Source organism: Mesorhizobium sp. B283B1A, from assembly GCF_020165735.1.
GTDB classification, from domain to species: Bacteria; Pseudomonadota; Alphaproteobacteria; order Rhizobiales; family Rhizobiaceae; genus Mesorhizobium; species Mesorhizobium opportunistum.
Genome location: NZ_JAIUIQ010000075.1, coordinates 1 through 17,056, shown reverse-complemented (window position 1 = coordinate 17,056; position 17,056 = coordinate 1). Strand labels below are relative to the sequence as shown.

Annotated in this window: 14 protein-coding genes; 5 read left to right on the top strand and 9 right to left on the bottom strand. The window is 63.6% G+C overall.

Going from position 1 to position 17,056, the window contains the following annotated elements; genetic code table 11:
* Positions 1-99 precede the first annotated feature (99 nt).
* The gene (parC, locus tag LB577_RS32455) at positions 100-2,352 is read right to left on the bottom strand and encodes a DNA topoisomerase IV subunit A (RefSeq protein WP_224690481.1); all 2,253 of its coding nucleotides are present in this window, start codon (positions 2,350-2,352) and stop codon (positions 100-102) included.
* Positions 2,353-2,690: 338 nt separating this feature from the next.
* On the opposite strand from parC, the gene LB577_RS32450 reads away from it, so the two are divergent.
* Positions 2,691-3,881, top strand: coding sequence for a hypothetical protein (locus LB577_RS32450; RefSeq protein WP_224690480.1), 1,191 nt, complete (start codon positions 2,691-2,693; stop codon positions 3,879-3,881).
* Positions 3,882-4,115: 234 nt separating this feature from the next.
* On the opposite strand, the gene aspS is transcribed toward LB577_RS32450, so the two are convergent.
* Both aspS and LB577_RS32440 read right to left on the bottom strand, forming a co-directional pair.
* Positions 4,116-5,909 (bottom strand): aspartate--tRNA ligase, encoded by a 1,794-nt coding sequence (aspS, locus tag LB577_RS32445; protein ID WP_224690479.1) that lies wholly within the window; start codon positions 5,907-5,909, stop codon positions 4,116-4,118.
* A gap of 203 nt (positions 5,910-6,112) precedes the next feature.
* On the bottom strand, positions 6,113-6,871 hold the full coding sequence (locus LB577_RS32440) for a DeoR/GlpR family DNA-binding transcription regulator (protein ID WP_224690478.1): 759 nt from the start codon (positions 6,869-6,871) through the stop codon (positions 6,113-6,115).
* A 118-nt stretch (positions 6,872-6,989) separates the two neighbouring features.
* Between LB577_RS32440 and LB577_RS32435 the strand changes: the two genes are divergently transcribed.
* The 3 genes from LB577_RS32435 (at position 6,990) to rnd (ending at position 10,821) form a co-directional block, all read left to right on the top strand.
* A complete protein-coding gene (locus LB577_RS32435; protein WP_224690477.1) occupies positions 6,990-8,222 on the top strand; it encodes an MFS transporter in 1,233 nt (410 codons plus the stop codon).
* Positions 8,223-8,349: 127 nt separating this feature from the next.
* On the top strand, positions 8,350-9,594 hold the full coding sequence (locus LB577_RS32430; protein WP_023780298.1) for an MFS transporter: 1,245 nt from the start codon (positions 8,350-8,352) through the stop codon (positions 9,592-9,594).
* A gap of 75 nt (positions 9,595-9,669) precedes the next feature.
* Positions 9,670-10,821: a ribonuclease D gene (gene rnd, locus LB577_RS32425; protein ID WP_023780297.1), complete on the top strand. Its 1,152-nt coding sequence runs from the start codon at positions 9,670-9,672 to the stop codon at positions 10,819-10,821.
* A 64-nt stretch (positions 10,822-10,885) separates the two neighbouring features.
* Here the strand turns inward: rnd and LB577_RS32420 are convergent, their stop codons facing one another.
* The 5 genes from LB577_RS32420 to LB577_RS32400 all read right to left on the bottom strand — a co-directional run bounded on the left by LB577_RS32420 (position 10,886) and on the right by LB577_RS32400 (position 14,258).
* Positions 10,886-11,305 (bottom strand): MAPEG family protein, encoded by a 420-nt coding sequence (locus LB577_RS32420; RefSeq protein WP_224690476.1) that lies wholly within the window; start codon positions 11,303-11,305, stop codon positions 10,886-10,888.
* A gap of 43 nt (positions 11,306-11,348) precedes the next feature.
* Positions 11,349-11,900, bottom strand: a complete 552-nt coding sequence (locus LB577_RS32415) for a hypothetical protein (RefSeq protein WP_224690475.1) — start codon at positions 11,898-11,900, stop codon at positions 11,349-11,351.
* A gap of 22 nt (positions 11,901-11,922) precedes the next feature.
* On the bottom strand, positions 11,923-13,425 hold the full coding sequence (gene guaB / locus LB577_RS32410) for an IMP dehydrogenase (protein ID WP_224690474.1): 1,503 nt from the start codon (positions 13,423-13,425) through the stop codon (positions 11,923-11,925).
* A gap of 135 nt (positions 13,426-13,560) precedes the next feature.
* Positions 13,561-14,016 (bottom strand): PIN domain-containing protein, encoded by a 456-nt coding sequence (locus LB577_RS32405; protein WP_224690473.1) that lies wholly within the window; start codon positions 14,014-14,016, stop codon positions 13,561-13,563.
* The gene (locus LB577_RS32400; RefSeq protein WP_224690472.1) at positions 14,013-14,258 is read right to left on the bottom strand and encodes a type II toxin-antitoxin system prevent-host-death family antitoxin; all 246 of its coding nucleotides are present in this window, start codon (positions 14,256-14,258) and stop codon (positions 14,013-14,015) included. Before LB577_RS32400 ends, LB577_RS32405 begins: the two co-directional genes overlap by 4 nt.
* Before the next feature lie 273 nt (positions 14,259-14,531).
* On the opposite strand from LB577_RS32400, the gene LB577_RS32395 reads away from it, so the two are divergent.
* Entirely contained in the window at positions 14,532-15,953 is a 1,422-nt protein-coding gene (locus tag LB577_RS32395; protein ID WP_224690471.1) for an MFS transporter, read from the top strand.
* A gap of 267 nt (positions 15,954-16,220) precedes the next feature.
* Here the strand turns inward: LB577_RS32395 and LB577_RS32390 are convergent, their stop codons facing one another.
* A complete protein-coding gene (locus LB577_RS32390; RefSeq protein ID WP_224690470.1) occupies positions 16,221-16,946 on the bottom strand; it encodes an RlmE family RNA methyltransferase in 726 nt (241 codons plus the stop codon).
* Positions 16,947-17,056: the final 110 nt, after the last annotated feature.

The window sequence follows — 17,056 nt, the reverse complement described above, 5'->3', positions numbered from 1 at the left end:
CCGAGCCGAAAACCCCTCCGTATTGCCCTTGCCTTCTCCTCTCACGCCCGGAGATCAATAACGCAACGGGCCCCTTGTGGGAGAAGGAAAAGGCGCTCGCTACCCAAACTTCCCCGTCCTCGGGAATCCCTTCGGCACCATCCGGCCGGCCGACGCGCGGGCGCCGATCCATTCGGCCAGTTCCTCGCGCGATCGGGTAAACGTGCGGTCGGCCGAATCCTGCCAGGACAGGCCGGTCTCCAGCGTGAACGGCTTGAGGTCGAGCAGGCCGCCATCCTTGTATTTCTGCAGCCGCACGCCTTTACCGCGGCCCATTTCCGGGATGTCGGAAAGCGCGAACACCAGCATCTTGCGGTTCTCGCCGACGATGGCGAGATGATCGCCGGTGAGCGGGACGCAGCGCTTGGCTTCGTCCGGCGCCTTGACGTTCATCACCTGCTTGCCCTTGCGGGTGTTGGCGACGACTTCCTCCTCCGGCACAATGAAGCCGTTGGCGTCATGGGAGGCCAGCAACAGCTTGCGCTTGGGATCATGGACGAAAGCGGTGACGATGTCCTGGTCATTGTCCATGTCGACGATGATGCGGATCGGTTCGCCATGGCCGCGCCCGCCCGGCAACCGGTCGGCGCCGATGGTGTAGAACTTGCCGCCGGTGGTGAACACCAGCACCTTGTCGGTGGTCTGGGCGTGGAAGGCGAGCTTGAGGCTGTCGCCCTCCTTGAAGGTCAGCGTCGAGAGATCGGCCAGATGGCCCTTCATCGCCCGCAGCCAGCCCTTTTCCGAAACCACAACGGTGACCGGCTCGCGTTCGATCATGGCATGGGCGATGTCGGTCAGGTCGTGCTCGGGCGCGTCGGCGAACTGGGTGCGGCGCTTGCCGAGCTCGGTCTCCGGGCCGAACTTCTCGCGGATGCTGGTGACTTCCCACTTGATCGTCGACCATTGCTTGGCGTCGGACGCAAGCAACGCCTCGATCTGCTTCTTCTCGGTGGTGAGGCCGTCGAATTCCTTGCGGATCTCGAACTCTTCCAGCTTGCGCAGGGCGCGCAGGCGCATGTTGAGGATGGCTTCGGCCTGGGTGTCGGTGAGCGACCAGCGGGCCATCATCACCTGCTTGGGCTCATCCTCCTCGCGGATGATCTTGATCACCTCGTCGATGTTGAGATAGGCGATCAGATAGCCGGCGAGGATCTCCAGCCGTCTTTCGATCTCGCCAAGGCGATGCTTCGAGCGGCGGACGAGCACGTCGCGGCGATGGTCGAGCCATTCCTGCAGCACGCCCTTGAGCGACAGCACGTTGGGCACCTTGCCGCGCGAAAGCACATTCATGTTGAGTGGGAATCGGCTTTCGAGCTCAGTGAGCTTGAACAGCGATTCCATCAGGATGCCGGGATCGACCGATCGGCTCTTGGGCACCAGCACGACGCGGATGTCTTCGGCACTTTCGTCCCTGATGTCTTCGAGCAGCGGCAGTTTGCGCGCCATCAGCAACTCGGCGATCTTCTCGATCAGCCGTGCCTTCTGCACGCCATAGGGGATTTCGGTGACGACGATGCTCCAGGTGCCCCTGCCCTGGTCTTCCTGGCCCCACTTGGAGCGGACACGAAAGCCGCCGCGGCCGGTCTCGTAAGCTTCGAGGATGGAGGCGCGGCTGTCGACGATGATGCCGCCGGTCGGGAAATCCGGCCCCTGGACGAAATCCATCAGCTTCGCCACCGGCGCGTCCCGGTGCTCGATCAGGTGAAGTGCGGCGTCGCAAAGTTCGGCCGCGTTGTGCGGGGGGATCGACGTCGCCATGCCGACGGCAATGCCCGACGAGCCATTGGCCAGGAGGTTCGGGAAGGCGCCGGGCAGCACGACCGGCTCCTCGTCCTCTTCATTGTAGGTCGGCCGGTAGTCGACGGCGTCCTCGGTGATGCCGGCAAGCAGCTCGGTCGCGACGTCGGTCATGCGCGCTTCGGTGTAGCGCATGGCGGCGGCGTTATCGCCGTCGATGTTGCCGAAATTGCCCTGCCCGTCGACGAGCGGATAGCGCATCGAAAAATCCTGTGCCAGCCGCACCAGCGCGTCATAGATCGACTGGTCGCCATGCGGGTGGAACTTGCCCATCACCTCGCCGACGATGCGGGCGCATTTGGCGAAGCCCTGGTCGGGGTTGAGCCGCAGCAGGCGCATGGCATGCATGATGCGGCGATGGACCGGTTTCAGTCCGTCGCGCACATCGGGCAGCGCCCTGTGCATGATGGTCGACAGCGCATAGGCGAGATAGCGCTCTTCTAGCGCCTTCTTCAGATCGACCGGTTCGATATGATCGCCACCGCCATTGTCAGGCGGCAAAAGCCTTTTTCCCATGGGCTGGAACTAGCCGAGCGGGTGATTCGCGGCAAGTGGCGCGTGCCGGGCCAATCGACTTGCGTCCTTTGTGCAACATGAAGCCGAAAGGTCCGGCTTGCCGGCCAACATCAATCTGTTACACGCCGCATCTATTGCCAAGCGCGACGGCGCTGCGTGACCCGCTCTTCATGCCAAATTCACCGCTTTAGACAATGACGTTCGGATCGGGTTTGCTTTCCGCCGCGATTTTTGACCAATGTGCCGGGGATACGCCTTTTTCCCGTCCAGTTCGTCACGGAATGGTGATGGCGCAAAGAATTGAAAAACAATTTCAGAACACTCTCAGGGACCTTGTGATGACAATCAACCGCTCAATTCTCCGGAAATTCGCTCTTTCGACCTTCTTGCTCACGCTGCCACTGAATGCGGCCCTGGCACAGGACGCCGCTGTCGCCGACCGGCTGAAGGCGGCGCTTTCCGCGCAGGGAGTCGACATCTCCTGGACCGGCGTGACCGGCGACAACACCAGCATGGTGCTGCAGGGCGTGTCCATCAAACCGGCCGCGGAAAAGGAAGCCCTGCCGATCGGCGACGTCAAGCTCGAGGGCGTGACCGAAGCCAATGGCGGCTATGACATCGCCACCGTGTCGACGTCGGCCTTCGAACACAGCAAGGACGGCGTCACCCTCAATCTCAGCCCCTTCGTCATCCACGACATGACGGTTCCGGCCGATGGCTCCACCGGTCCGCTGGGCTCGCTGATGATGTACAAATCCGCCGAACTCGAAAACATGACCGTCAAGGTCGCCGACAAGACCGCCTTCTCGATGGACGGCCTTGCCATAGAGATCACGCCGCCGGCCGACGGCAAGGCGATGGAATTCACCGGCACCACGGAAAAGTTCAATGCGGACCTGACGCTGGTCGACGATCCCAAGTCGAAGGAAGTCATCAACGCTCTCGGTTATCAGAATATCTCGGGCAACCTCGAAATGGCCGGCACCTGGCAGCCCTCGGATGGCAAGATCGAACTGTCGAAATATGACATTTCCGTCGAGAATGCCGGAACGCTCGGCATGACCTTCGACCTCGGTGGCTACACGATGGATTTCGTCAAGTCGCTGCAGGAGATGCAGAAAAAGATGGCCGCGCAGCCCGAAGGCGCCGACAATTCCGCGCAGGGCATGGCCATGCTCGGTCTTTTGCAGCAGCTTTCGTTCAACAGCGCCTCGATCCGCTTCGACGACGATTCGCTGACCAACAAGGTGCTGGAATATGTCGGCAAGCAGCAGGGCATGTCGGCCAAGGACATCGCCAACCAGGCCAAGGCGATCGTGCCGTTCGGCATGGCGCAGCTCAACAATCCGGAACTGACGGCGCAGGTGACGGCAGCCGTCGGCAAGTATCTCGACGACCCGAAGAGCCTCGAAATCTCGGCCGAGCCGCCGGCATCGGTGCCGTTCGCGCTGATCATGGCGGGCGCCATGTCCAACCCGCTCGACCTGCCGAAGACGCTGGGCGTCAGCGTCAAGGCGAACGAAGACTGATCGAAGTTAGCTCCCTTCTCCCCGTCACTATACGGGGAGAAGGTGCCGGCAGGCGGATGAGGGGCAGCGCCGACACCTGCAAATTGCAATTCAATGCCGAACCGATCGCCTGTCAGAAGGCGTCAGTTGCTACGGCCGTTCACCAATCCCCGGCATCCGCGCTGCCGCTCATTGTCCTGCCGGACATTTCTCCCCGTATAGAGACGGGGAGAAAGGGCAGTTGCAACGCTGCCGTCAGTCCTTCTTGGTCGGTGCGACGCGCAGCGCCAGTTCGCGAAGCTGCTGCGGGCTCGCTTCCGAAGGCGCGTTCATCAGCAGGTCGTAGGCCTGCTGGTTCATCGGGAACATGGTGATCTCGCGCAGGTTCTTCGCTCCGACCAGCAGCATGACGACGCGGTCCACGCCGGCTGCCATGCCGCCATGCGGCGGCGCGCCGTACTGGAAGGCGCGGTAGAGGCCGCCAAAGCGCTCCTCGACCGTGGCACGGTCGAGCCCGACCGTCTCGAAGGCCTTGACCATGGTTTCGGGCAGATGGTTGCGGATACCGCCTGAGGCGATCTCGAAACCGTTGCAGACCATGTCGTACTGGAACGCCTTGATGCCGAGCAGGTCTTCGCCGTTCAGCGCATCGATGCCGCCCTGCGGCATCGAGAACGGATTGTGGGCGAAATCAATCTTCTTCTCCTCCTCGTTCCATTCGAAGAACGGGAAGTCGACGATCCAGCACAGTTCGAAGCGCTCGCGATCGACGAGGTTCAGTTCCTCGCCGGCGCGGGTACGCGCGGCACCGGCGAAGGAGACGAATTTCTTCGGATCACCGGCGACGAAGAAGGCGGCATCGCCATCGGCAAGGCCGAGCTGCTGGCGGATCGCCTCGGTGCGTTCCTCGCCGATGTTCTTGGCGAGCGGACCGGCGCCTTCGAGCTTGTCGCCCTCCTTGCGCCAGAAGATGTAGCCCAGCCCCGGCTGGCCCTCGCCTTGCGCCCAGGAGTTCATGCGGTCGCAGAAGGCGCGGCTGCCGCCGGTCTTGGCCGGAATGCCCCAGACCTCGGCCTTCGGGTCGTTGGCCAGGATGTTGGCGAACACCTTGAAGCCCGAATCGCGAAAATGGTCGGAGACGGCCTGCATCTCGATCGGGTTGCGCAGGTCGGGCTTGTCGGAGCCGTATTTGCGCATGGCGACATCATAGGGGATGCGCTGGAATGTCTGCGTCACCGGCTTGCCGTTGGCGAAGGTCTCGAAGACCCCGCGCATCACCGGCTCCATGGTCGACAGCACGTCGTCCTGCTCGACGAAGCTCATTTCGAGGTCGAGCTGGTAGAATTCGCCGGGCAGACGGTCGGCACGCGGATCCTCGTCGCGGAAGCAGGGCGCGATCTGAAAATAGCGGTCGAAGCCCGACACCATGATCAGCTGCTTGTACTGCTGCGGCGCCTGCGGCAAGGCGTAGAAAGTACCGGGATGGATGCGCGACGGCACCAGGAAGTCGCGCGCGCCTTCCGGCGAGGACGCGGTCAGGATCGGCGTCGAGAATTCGGTGAAGCCGACATCGGTCATGCGCTTGCGCATCTCGGCGATGATTTTCGTGCGCGCCATGATGTTCTTGTGCAGCGTGTCGCGGCGCAGGTCGAGGAAGCGATACTTCAGCCTGATGTCCTCGGGATAGTCCGGCTCACCGAACACTGGCAGCGGCAGTTCCTTGGCCGCCGACAGCACCTCGATCTCGCGGGCGAAAATCTCGATCTCGCCGGTCGGCAGGTTGGCGTTCGTGGTTTCGGGCAAGCGTGCCTTGACCTCGCCGTCAACGCGGATCACCCATTCGCCGCGCACGGTCTCGGCAACTTTGAAGGCCGGCGAATCCGGGTCGGCGACGATCTGGGTCAGGCCGTAATGGTCGCGCAGATCGATGAACAGCAGGCCGCCATGGTCGCGCACACGATGCACCCAGCCCGACAGGCGAACGGAAGAGCCGACGTCGCTCTTTCTCAACTGGGCACAGGTGTGGCTGCGGTAACGGTGCATGGTCATTGGTAAAGTCCGGGGTGCTGGGTTGCAGGCCGAAGCATCAAGCCCGGCCTCAAAATTTGCGCGAAAAGCGCATGGGAGGCCGGATTTGTCAAGGCAAGCGAGCGCAGCTGCCTGTTTCGACATCCCTTGTCGAAGCCCGGGTCGAAGCCCGGGCGAAAACTCGAAATCAGGGCACCCTGTTGGCGGATGCGCGGGCGACGGTTTCAAGCCAAGTGGATTTCAACGCCCTGACGTTCGAATTCCGCAAGGATACTGGTCGGCGCGGTCTTGTCGACGACCAGATGGCGGATCGCTTCGGGGCCGGCGACTCGATAGGGCGATGCGGTGGCCAGCTTGTCGTTGGTAGCGGCGATGACGATGCCGCCGCTGTTCCTGGCCATGGCCCGCTTTACCTCGGCTTCGGCCGAATCGAAAGCGGTCACGCCTCTTGTGGCATCGAGACCGCAGGAGCCGAGGAAAAACAGATCGGCGCCAAGCTGCGCGACGGCGGCCAGCGTATCGCCTCCGACGCAGGTTCCGAGTTCGCGGTCGAACCTTCCGCCCAGCACGATCAATTCGACCAGAGCGTGATCGGAAAGGGCCGAGGCGACGCCGAGCGAATTGGTGGCTATGGTGAGCTCGAGGTCGCGCGGAATGGCCTTGGCGATCGCGGCATTGGTGGTTCCGCCATCGATGAACAGGCTCTGCCCGCTGGAGAGCAGAGCCACCGCCGCGCGCGCCAGCCGCATCTTCTCCTCGACGGCATGGCTGCCGCGCAGGCTGATCGACGCCGCGGCGAAAGGTGCGGGCGCGACCGCGCCGCCATAGACGCGGCGGCATTGCCCGGCCTTTGCCAGTTCCCTGAGGTCACGCCGGACCGTATCCTCCGATACACCGAAGCGGGTCGCCAGTTCGCCAGCCAACACCCGGCCCTCCGACGCAAGCCGGTCGCGAATGAGTTGGTGCCGTTCATCGGTCAGCATCGCACATTCCTATATTTTTGTGCACGTTCTTGCATGTTCTGCATGGTTATGCAAGAAGTCGGCGCATCGGGCAGTCGAGCAGACCAGCCGCGGCTCCTCTTTCCTTGAAGGCATAGCGATGACCCTTGGCCTCAGCCTCTCCCCTCAACACCGGGTCTATGCCGGCTTCGCGATCTATTCGTTTGCCATGGGCAACATCTTTCCGCGGCTGCCCGACATCAAGCACGCCATGGGTATCGAGGACGGCACGCTCGGCCTCAGCCTGATCGGAACGCCGATCGGCACCTTGACGGCGCTGACGCTTGCGACGCCGCTGCTCGAGCGCGTCGGCTTCCGCCGCGCACTGCTTGCCTTGATCCCGCTGGTGGCGCTTGCCTATGCCATCGCCGTACATGCGCCGGGTCCGCTGGCGCTGTTCCTGATGCTCTTTCCGGTCGGCCTGATGATCGGCAGCGTCGAGATCATGCTCAATGTCGAAGCCGACAGAACGGAATTCCTGCTGAAACGCCGGATCATGAACAGGGCGCATTCGTTCTGGAGCATGGGCTTCTTCGGCGCTGGCCTGTTCGGCGCGGCACTTGGGCATCTCGGTGTGTCGCCACAACTGCACCTGGCTGTTGTCGTGCCCATGGTCGCGATATCCATGGCGCTGTTTCTCGGCGGCTACCAGCCGGCACCGGCCCGTTTCGCCAGCACCGGCGACAAGGCGCCCACCTTCGCGCGGCCAACGCTGCCGATCCTCGTCCTGGTGGCGGTGACGCTTTCGGCGATGCTGATGGAGGGCGCCAGCATCGACTGGTCGGCGATCTATATGCGCACCGTGTTCGAAGCCGGCCCTTTCGTTGCCGGTTTCACCGTGGCGCTGTTTGCGTTTTCGCAGGCGACCACGCGCTTCTTCGCCGACAGCTTCGTCGATCGGCACTCGCCGAGCGGCGTGGCGCGGGTGCTGCTGGCCTGCATGGCGGCCGGCGTCCTCATCGTCTTCCTGTCGCCTTCGCCGCTGTTGTCCATGCTGGGTTTTGCCCTTCTGGGCATCGGCACGAGCGCGCTCTTCCCACTGGCGATCTCTGCGGCCGCGCAGCGGACGGACCGGCCGGCGGCAATCAATGTCGCGGCGCTGTCGCAGATCTCCTTCGTCGCCTTCCTGCTCGGGCCGCCGCTGCTCGGCTTCGTCTCGGACCATTGGGGCATCCGCTCCGCCTTCGGCATCGGCATTCCGTTCATTGCGCTCAGCCTGCTGACCGCCGGCGCGCTTGGCCGGCGGGCGCCTTCGGAGAAGGCCGCGACGCCATCGAACGAAGCACCCGACATGGCGCGGCGGAAAATACCGGCGCGGACGGGCGAGGCATGAACGGCTCTCCGGCACGGCCGACGGCGACCTGAGGAGCACGCGCACTCTCGGCGATCTGGAATTGCCGCTGGCATTGACCAGGGCAATGGTTCAAGAAGGGATCACCGATACCTGATCGTCCTTTTGCATGTCTTCCATCCGCCCCTTGATCCCGCTTCTTCTCGCCGCAGGCATCCTGCTCGGCGGCAATGGGCTGCAGAGCACGCTGATCGCGCTGCGCGGTGCCCAGGAAGGGTTTTCCGCCTCCGACATCGGCCTGATGGGTACCTTCTATTTCGCCGGTTTCCTGCTCGGCTGCCTGGCCATCACCCGCATCATGAAGGCGGTCGGCCATATCAGGGCGTTTTCGGCGCTGGCGGCGATCGCCTCGGTCGGCACCTTGCTGCTGGTGCTGGTCCTCGATCCGGTGATGTGGTGCGCGGTGCGCTTTGCCGGGGGCTTCTGCTTCGCCGGGCTGTTCACGATCGTGGAAAGCTGGCTCAATTCGGGCGTCAGCAACCACGACCGCGCCCGCGTACTGGCGATCTACCGGATGGTCGATACCGGTTCGGTGACCGGTGCCCAGTTCCTGATCCCGGTCTTCGGCGCCGGCGGCTTCACCATCTTCGCCATCATGTCGATCATGATCACGCTGTCGCTGGTGCCGGTTTCCCTCGGCGACCGATCCAACCCGACGCCACCGGAGGAGGTCAAGCTCGACCTGGCGCGCGTCTGGCGGATTTCACCGCTGGGCTGCTTCGGCTGCATCGCCGTCGGCGTCACCAACAGCGCGTTTCGGACACTCTCACCTGTTTATGCCGAGCAGATCGGCATGTCGGTCGCCGACGTCGTCACCTTCGTCAGCGTCGGCATCTTCGGCGGCGCAATCATCCAGTATCCGCTGGGCTATCTCTCCGACCGCTGGGACCGACGCCGGGTGCTGTTGATGACCACCTGCTGCGCGATGCTCTCGGCCCTGGCGCTGGTGTTCATCGCCGGCAGCAACCCCGCGCTCAACTTCGTCATCATCTTCATCTTCGGCTGTTTCGCCATGCCGCTCTATTCGCTGTCGGCGGCGCATTCCAACGACCGCGCCGACACTGGCGAGTTCGTGCTGATCAATGCGGCGCTGATGCTGTTCTACTCCTTCGGCGCCATCGGCGGCCCTTTCGCCGCCTCGACCGCGATGCAGTATTTCGGGCCGAGCGCGCTGTTCGTGTTCAGCGCCATGGTCTACGCGATCTTCATCGCCGTCATCCTCTACCGCATGCAGGCCCGGTCCGGCGTGCCGGCGGGCAAGCGCAGCCGTTTCACCGCATTGCTGCGCACTTCCACCGTTTTCGCACGGCTGGCCAGAAGAAACGGCGATCCGGACGGTCCGGAAAGGCCGTGACGAGGGTGCCACGGCTTGACGAAAGCCTTCCCGGCTGAAATCTAGGAAGACCCTACTCCTGCCAAAAGCGATTTGATGCACGTCATCACCACCCAGAAAGAACTCGAGACCGCTCTCGCTGCTTTCGAAAAGTCGGATTTCGTCACCGTCGACACCGAATTTATCCGCGAGACGACCTTCTGGCCAATCCTGTGCCTGATCCAGATGGCCGCGCCCGGCGTGACGGCGCTGATCGATCCCTTGTCATCGGACATCGACCTGAGGCCGTTCTTCAAGCTGATGGCCAACGAGGCGGTGGTCAAGGTCTTCCACGCCGCCAGGCAGGATATCGAAATCATCGTCCATCTCGGCGACCTGGTTCCGCATCCCGTCTTCGATACACAGGTCGCGGCGATGGTCTGCGGCTTCGGCGACAGCGTTTCCTATGATCAGCTGGTACAGCGCATCACCGGTGCGCGGCTCGACAAGTCGTCGCGTTTCACCGACTGGCGCCACCGGCCGCTTTCCGACAAGCAGCTCGATTACGCGCTGGCCGACGTCACCCATCTGATCGAGGTCTATCAGCACCTCAACGCCGAACTGGCGCGGGAAAACCGCGCCCACTGGCTGAACGAGGAAATGGACGTGCTGACCTCGCGCGAGACCTACGATCCACATCCCGAGGACGCCTGGAAGCGGCTGAAGATGCGGCTGCGCAAGCCGCAGGAACTGGCGATCGTGCAGGCCGTGGCGGCCTGGCGCGAGCGCGAGGCGCGCGAGCGCGATGTGCCGCGCGGCCGGGTGCTCAAGGACGACGCGATCTACGAGGTGGCGCAGCAGGCGCCGCGCGATGCTGCGGCCCTTGCCAAGCTGCGCACGACGCCGAAGGGCTGGGAGCGGTCCTCGACGGCGACGGCGCTGCTCGGCGCCGTCAACACGGCGCTGGCCTTGCCCAAGGAGCAGATGCCGAAGCTGCCGAAGAGTTTCCAGCCGCCCGAGGGCTCGAGCGCTGCCGCGGAACTGTTGAAAGTGCTGCTCAGGATCATCGCCGAACAGCAGGGCGTGGCCTCGAAAGTGCTGGCCTCCAGCGACGATCTCGACCGCATCGCGGCCGAAGGTGAGGAAGCCGACGTGCCGGCCCTGCAAGGTTGGCGGCGCGCCGTGTTCGGCGAGGCGGCGCTGAAGCTGGTTCGCGGCGAGATCGGCATCAAGTTCGACAAGCGCAAGATCGCGGTCTTCGATTTGTAGGAATAGCGTACCCCCGCCCCGCTTTGCGGAGCGACCCTTCCCACAAGGGGGAGGGTCAGACTGTTCAAACCACCCCAAGCAGGTGGAGCGCGAACCAGATCCAGCCCAGCAGGACAACCACGGCACCTATAACGAAAGAGCGGTTGCGCAGCAGCAGGTTGTTGCTGGTCAGGTGAACCCAGGCGTGGACATAGCGCGAGGCGACGAAGATCCACATCAGCGCCAGCGTCAGATAGTTGACGCCGTTGGTGGCATGCAGCGTCAGGCACAGCACGTAGAACAGCACCGGCAGTTCGAACTGGTTGCTGAGATTGGCGGCGACCGTGGTGCTGGACACCGGCTCGGTCGAGCGTATCTTGTATTGACCGACCTTGGCCTCGCCAGACTTGACCGCGCCATATCTGCGGCGGCCGAGGACACAGTAGACGATGTAGATCAGCAGCACGTGCGCCACAACAGGCCAGAAGATCGTCGTCTGGTTCATGACATGTCCCCTGCCCGGTAAATGCCCGCTGCTCGGTCCGGCATCAAGCCTGATGTTTCTGGCTCGCCAGCCAGAAAGCGGCAATGACGATCACCGGGATGGCGAGAAGCGCGAATTTGGTGACGATGAGAGCCGAGGCGAAAGACAGCGAATCCGGGTTGGCCGACAGGAAATCGGACAGAAGCCGCGCCACGGCGATATTCTGGGCATAGTCGGCAAGCGTATAGGGCAGCACTAGGACCAGCGCAAAGATCGACTGCACCTGCGGCGGCAGCACGCGAAAATTCTTCAGGCGCCGGCCGGTGGCCAGGATCAGGCTGACCAGGGTGAGCGACAAGAGCGCCGGAAACAGCAGGTCGAAGGTCAGGTAGTGCCAGACGAGAATGATCTCGCCGCCGCGCCGGCCGAGCGCCGTCAGCCAGGCCATGCCTTCGTCGGGCGTGAAGCCGAAAAAGCGCATGTCGAGCGAAGGCAAACCGCCGCTCAGCTGACGAAAATAGAAGAATTCCAGCCCGGTCATGGCGATAAAAACCGCGCCCGACAGGAAACAGAGTGCCGCGGCATGACGCGACAGCCGCAGGACCGTCGCCGTCAAGCTGCGCCAGGCCCCGGAAGAGTCAGACTCCTCCGGGATAGTTCGGGCTTTCGCGGGTAATCGTGACGTCATGGGCGTGGCTTTCACGAAGTCCGGCGTTGGATATGCGCACAAAGGTGGCGCGGTCGCGGAAATCGGCAAGGTCGCGGCCGCCTACATAACCCATAGCGGCTTTCAGCCCGCCTGCAAGCTGGTGCAGGACGCCAGACACAGGTCCTTTGTAGGGAACCTGCCCTTCGATGCCTTCCGGCACCAGTTTCAGCGTGTCGCGCACCTCGGCCTGGAAGTAGCGATCGGCCGATCCGCGCGCCATGGCGCCGACCGAACCCATGCCGCGATAGGCCTTGAAGGAACGGCCCTGGTGCAGATAGACCTCGCCCGGGCTCTCGTCCGTCCCGGCCAGCAGCGAGCCGATCATGGCTGCACTGGCGCCAGCAGCGAGCGCCTTGGCGAGATCGCCCGAATATTTGATGCCGCCATCGGCGATCACCGAAACGCCCGATTTATGCGCCGTCTCGACCGCCGACATGATGGCCGAAAGCTGCGGTACGCCGACGCCGGCCACGATACGGGTGGTGCAGATCGAGCCCGGGCCGATGCCGACCTTGACGGCGTCGGCGCCGGCATCGATCAGCGCCTGCGTGCCTTCCGCGGTGGCGACGTTGCCGGCCAGGATGCGCACCGAGTTGGAGAGCTTCTTCGCCCGCGTAACGGCGTCCAGCACGCGCTGCGAGTGGCCATGCGCGGTGTCGATCACCAGGAGGTCGACGCCGGCCTCGATGAGGCGTTCGGCGCGCTCGAAGCCATCGTCGCCGACGCTGGTGGCGGCGGCGGCGCGCAGCCGCCCCTGCGCATCCTTGGAGGCGTGCGGGTTGAGCTGCGACTTCTCGATGTCCTTGACGGTGATCAGCCCGACGCAATTGCCCGACTTGTCGACGACGACGAGCTTTTCGATCCGGTGCTGGTGCAGAAGCCGCTTGGCCTCGTCCTGGTCGACATTCTCCTTGACCGTGATCAGGTTTTCACGGGTCATCAACTCGTAGACCTTCTGCGCCGGATCGGAGGCAAAGCGCACGTCGCGGTTGGTCAGGATGCCGACCAGCCGCCCCGTCTTGTGACCGCCGGTGCCGCCATTCTCGACCACCGGAATGCCCGAGATCGAATAGGTGCGCATCAGCGACAGCGCGTCGGCAAGCGTGGCGTCGGGGCCGATGGTGACCGGGTTGACCACCATGCCGGATTCGAATTTCTTCACCTGCCGCACCTGCTCGGCCTGCTCGGCCGGCGAGAAATTGCGATGGATGACGCCAATGCCGCCGGCCTGGGCCATGGCGATGGCGAGACGCGCCTCGGTGACGGTGTCCATCGCCGCCGACAGGATCGGGACGTTGAGGTCGATATCGCCGGCAATGCGGGTGCGGACATCGGTTTCGCCAGGCATGACCTCGGAATGACCCGGCTGCAGAAGCACGTCGTCAAAGGTCAGCGCCAGTGCGCCGGTGGACGTTTCGATGATTTTTGCCATGGCCAGTCCTTAGAATGCATGAAAGGCGCTGGACCGGAATGGACAGCGCCGACTCGTTCTTCCCTTTCAGGATTGGCGCTGGCTGGTAACACGTCACGGCGCCGATGAAAAGCCGATCGTTGCGGCCCGACGCGTCTATTCGGCGGACTCTCCCACGAGAGCATTCAGCAAGGTATGGCGCGGCGATGCGAAAGGATTGACGACAGTTACCCCACCCCATGTGAAGCCGTCCTGCAGATCTTCCGAAAGCAGCAGCCGGCAACCGGCTTGCGAGGCGGCGGACAGAATGACCGCATCCCAGATGCCGAAGCGGTGGTCCGTCGCCAGATCAGCCGCCATCATCATCACGTCCTGCGTTGTCGCGGCAACCGCAAACGCGTCGCGCCAGCTCAAAAGGGCATCCCGGGCCTCGACAGGCGGTCTTGCGGCCTTGCGGACGAGAACATTGTACAATTCACCAAGGACCTGAACGGGAATAATGGCGGCCTCTTGAGGGATCTTGCGCACCAACTCGAGAACGATGTCGCGCTTCTCGGCACCGTTGACCCCTTCCGCATAGGCAAGGACATTGGTGTCGAGCGCGACCTTCACCGCTCGTCCTCGTAAAGCTCGTCGCGGGTCCAGCGCCCGACATCGGCGACAGGCTGGCGTTCGAGGCGCGACAGCAGCGCCGTGCGCGAGCGGGAAACCACGCCCTCTTGCTGATCCGCGGGCACGATCCGCGCGACGGGGCGTCCGTGACTGGTCACGACGTAGCTTTGTCCTTCGCGAACACCGCGCAGGATGAGCGAGAACTTGCGGTTGGCATCGGCTGCCGAAACGGCTTCTTCCATGATACGGCCTATATAGTAGTTATTATCACTACAATAATGAGGTGCGCCGTTTTCCGCAAGCTTCCTCGTTGCCGCCCACTGCCCTGGAGCGCGGCCGCCAGTCTCGCGGGCATGCCAGAAGAGCCGTCGCCGTCTCGGCCCGGTCGCACAAAAGTGACAGCAAATTAACACGACATCGGTGTCCGGCCGTGATAACCGCCCCCTTGTATCGGCTTGCCCCCTTTCTAAACGAGAAGTGGGCCGGAAAGAAAAAGATCTGAAACGGCCACGCTCGTGAACCGCACCATTCCGCTCATACTGGCGGTCGCTCTTTTCATGGAAAACATGGATTCGACCGTGATCGCGACGTCGCTGCCGGCGATCGCCATCGACATCCACACCAGCCCTATCGCACTCAAGCTGGCGCTGACGGCCTATCTGGTGTCGCTGGCGATCTTCATTCCGATCAGCGGCTGGATGGCCGACCGCTTCGGCGCAAAGACTGTCTTTCGCGCCGCGATAGCGGTGTTCATCGCCGGCTCGATCGCCTGCGCTCTCTCCGGTTCGCTGCCGGCCTTCGTGGTCTCGCGGTTCCTGCAAGGCATTGGCGGCGCCATGATGACGCCGGTCGGGCGCCTGGTGCTGGTACGCGCCACACCCAAGAGCGATCTCGTCGCCGCCATGTCGTGGCTGACCGTTCCCGCATTGGTCGGTCCGCTCGTCGGCCCGCCGATCGGCGGCTTCATCACCACCTACTTCACCTGGCACTGGATCTTCCTGATCAACGTGCCGATCGGCCTGGCCGGCATCTGGCTCGCCACCCGCTTCCTGCCGGAAACCGAATCGATGGAGACGCCGCCGCTCGATTTCATCGGCTTCGTGCTAAGCGGGCTGGCGGCATCCGGCGTCGTGTTCGGCCTCTCGGTGGTCAGCCTGCCCTATCTGCCGCCGGCGACCGGCTTGATCACCGTTGCCGTCGGGTTGTTGTCGGGCGCGCTCTACCTGATGCACGCCCGCCGCGCGAAAAACCCCTTGCTGGCGCTCGACCTGTTCCGCAACCAGGTATTCCGCTCCTCCGTGCTTGGCGGCGGATTGTTCCGCATCGGCATCGGCGCCGTGCCATTCCTGCTGCCGCTGATGTTCCAGATCGGCTTCGGGCTGACGCCGTTCCAGTCCGGCATGATCACCTTCGTCTCGGCGATCGGCGCCATCGGCATGAAATTCGTCACCGCGCTGATCTTTCGCGTTGCCGGCTTCCGCCGCGTGCTGATCGTCGGCTCGCTGGTGGCAGCGGCGTCGATCGCCATCAACGGCCTGTTCACCCCCGAAACGCCCTATCTGCTGATGCTGGCCATGCTGTTGGTCGGCGGCTTCATCCGCTCGATGTTCTTCACCGGCGTCAACGCCCTCGCCTATGCGGAGGTTTCGGCCGAGGATACCAGCAAGGCGACACCGATCGCCGCCGTCTTCCAGCAATTGTCGATCGCGCTCGGCGTGGCGGTTGCGGGCGGCATCCTGGAAGTGTCGACGAGCATCCATGGCGGACCGCTGATGCTGGCCGATTTCCACCTCGCCTTTTTCATCGTCGCCGCGATTTCGGCCGCCGCGTCGCTGTCGTTCATGCGCCTGACGCCCGATGCCGGCAACGCCGTCTCCGGCCATGGCCGGCTGACCACGCCCAAGACGCTGGAACCGGTGAGATCGCCGGGGGAGTAGCTCCCTCTGCCTTCTCCCCTTGCGGGAGAAGGTGGATCGGCGCGATAGCGCCGAGACGGATGAGGGGTGTTCCAGCGGAGTGAAGCGTTGGTGAGAGGCGCAGTCGTGGATTTGCAAGCATATCGCCAAGCTGGACCACCCCTCATCCGACCTCGCTTCGCGAGGCCACCTTCTCCCGCAAGGGGAGAAGGGAAGACGCTACTCGGCGTCCCCCGGCCCTTCGCTATGGCTCCGGGCGCTCGAGTCCTTCGGAGCGTCCACTGGACGTTACGATCCGCCTGATGGCGGACCGGTCTCTCGCCCCTTGAAATCCTTCGCCAGCAGATAAAGCTCTACCGATTCATCGCGCGACGCGGGTGGCTTGACGTGGTGCACCGACCGGAAGTTCTTCTTGAGCATCGAGAGCAGTTCGTTCTCCGCGCCGCCCTGAAACGTCTTGGCGAGGAAATGTCCGCCCGGCTTTAGCACCGACAGCGCGAAATCGGCGGCCACCTCGCACAGATGCATGGTGCGGATATGGTCGGTCCGCTTGTGGCCGGTGGTGGGTGCGGCCATGTCGGACAGCACGACATCGGGGTCACCACCCAGCGCCTCGGCCAGCTTCTGCGGGGCTGCCGGATCGAGAAAATCCATCAGCAGCACCGGCGCGCCGGGCACGGCATCCATTTCCAGATAGTCGATGCCGATGACATGCGGGTTTTCCGCCGTCGATTTCGTCCGCGCGGCCGCCACCTGGCACCAGCCGCCGGGCGCGGCGCCAAGGTCGATCACCTTCATGCCGGGCTTGAGCAAGTGATGCTTGTCGTCGATCTCGATCAGCTTGTAGGCCGCGCGCGAGCGGTAGCCGTCGGCCTTCGACCGCTGGACATAGGGATCGTTGATGTGGCGCTGCAGCCAGCGGCGCGACGATTCCTTCAAGCCGCTCTTCTTCTTGATTCGCGTCTTCAGCACGCGAATGCTGGCGGAGCCTGGTTTTTCCGGTTTCTTGGTCATTGGCTGATTTCTTGCTTGAGCATGTGCGTTTCGCGGAGGGCTTCCCCCACTCCGTCGCCGCTTCGCGGCGCCACCTCTCCCCCCTTCGGAGGGAGAGGAAAGGCGCCGGC

What these genes read in the sequence shown, in the direction of transcription:
- rnd (WP_023780297.1), top strand. Translation starts at nt 9,670, where the DNA reads ATGCACGTCATCACCACCCAGAAAGAACTCGAGACCGCTCTCGCTGCT.
- aspS (WP_224690479.1), bottom strand. Translation starts at nt 5,909, where the DNA reads ATGACCATGCACCGTTACCGCAGCCACACCTGTGCCCAGTTGAGAAAG.
- LB577_RS32435 (WP_224690477.1), top strand. Translation starts at nt 6,990, where the DNA reads ATGACCCTTGGCCTCAGCCTCTCCCCTCAACACCGGGTCTATGCCGGC.
- LB577_RS32420 (WP_224690476.1), bottom strand. Translation starts at nt 11,305, where the DNA reads ATGAACCAGACGACGATCTTCTGGCCTGTTGTGGCGCACGTGCTGCTG.
- guaB (WP_224690474.1), bottom strand. Translation starts at nt 13,425, where the DNA reads ATGGCAAAAATCATCGAAACGTCCACCGGCGCACTGGCGCTGACCTTT.
- LB577_RS32390 (WP_224690470.1), bottom strand. Translation starts at nt 16,946, where the DNA reads ATGACCAAGAAACCGGAAAAACCAGGCTCCGCCAGCATTCGCGTGCTG.
- LB577_RS32430 (WP_023780298.1), top strand. Translation starts at nt 8,350, where the DNA reads ATGTCTTCCATCCGCCCCTTGATCCCGCTTCTTCTCGCCGCAGGCATC.
- LB577_RS32450 (WP_224690480.1), top strand. Translation starts at nt 2,691, where the DNA reads ATGACAATCAACCGCTCAATTCTCCGGAAATTCGCTCTTTCGACCTTC.
- parC (WP_224690481.1), bottom strand. Translation starts at nt 2,352, where the DNA reads ATGGGAAAAAGGCTTTTGCCGCCTGACAATGGCGGTGGCGATCATATC.
- LB577_RS32440 (WP_224690478.1), bottom strand. Translation starts at nt 6,871, where the DNA reads ATGCTGACCGATGAACGGCACCAACTCATTCGCGACCGGCTTGCGTCG.
- LB577_RS32400 (WP_224690472.1), bottom strand. Translation starts at nt 14,258, where the DNA reads ATGGAAGAAGCCGTTTCGGCAGCCGATGCCAACCGCAAGTTCTCGCTC.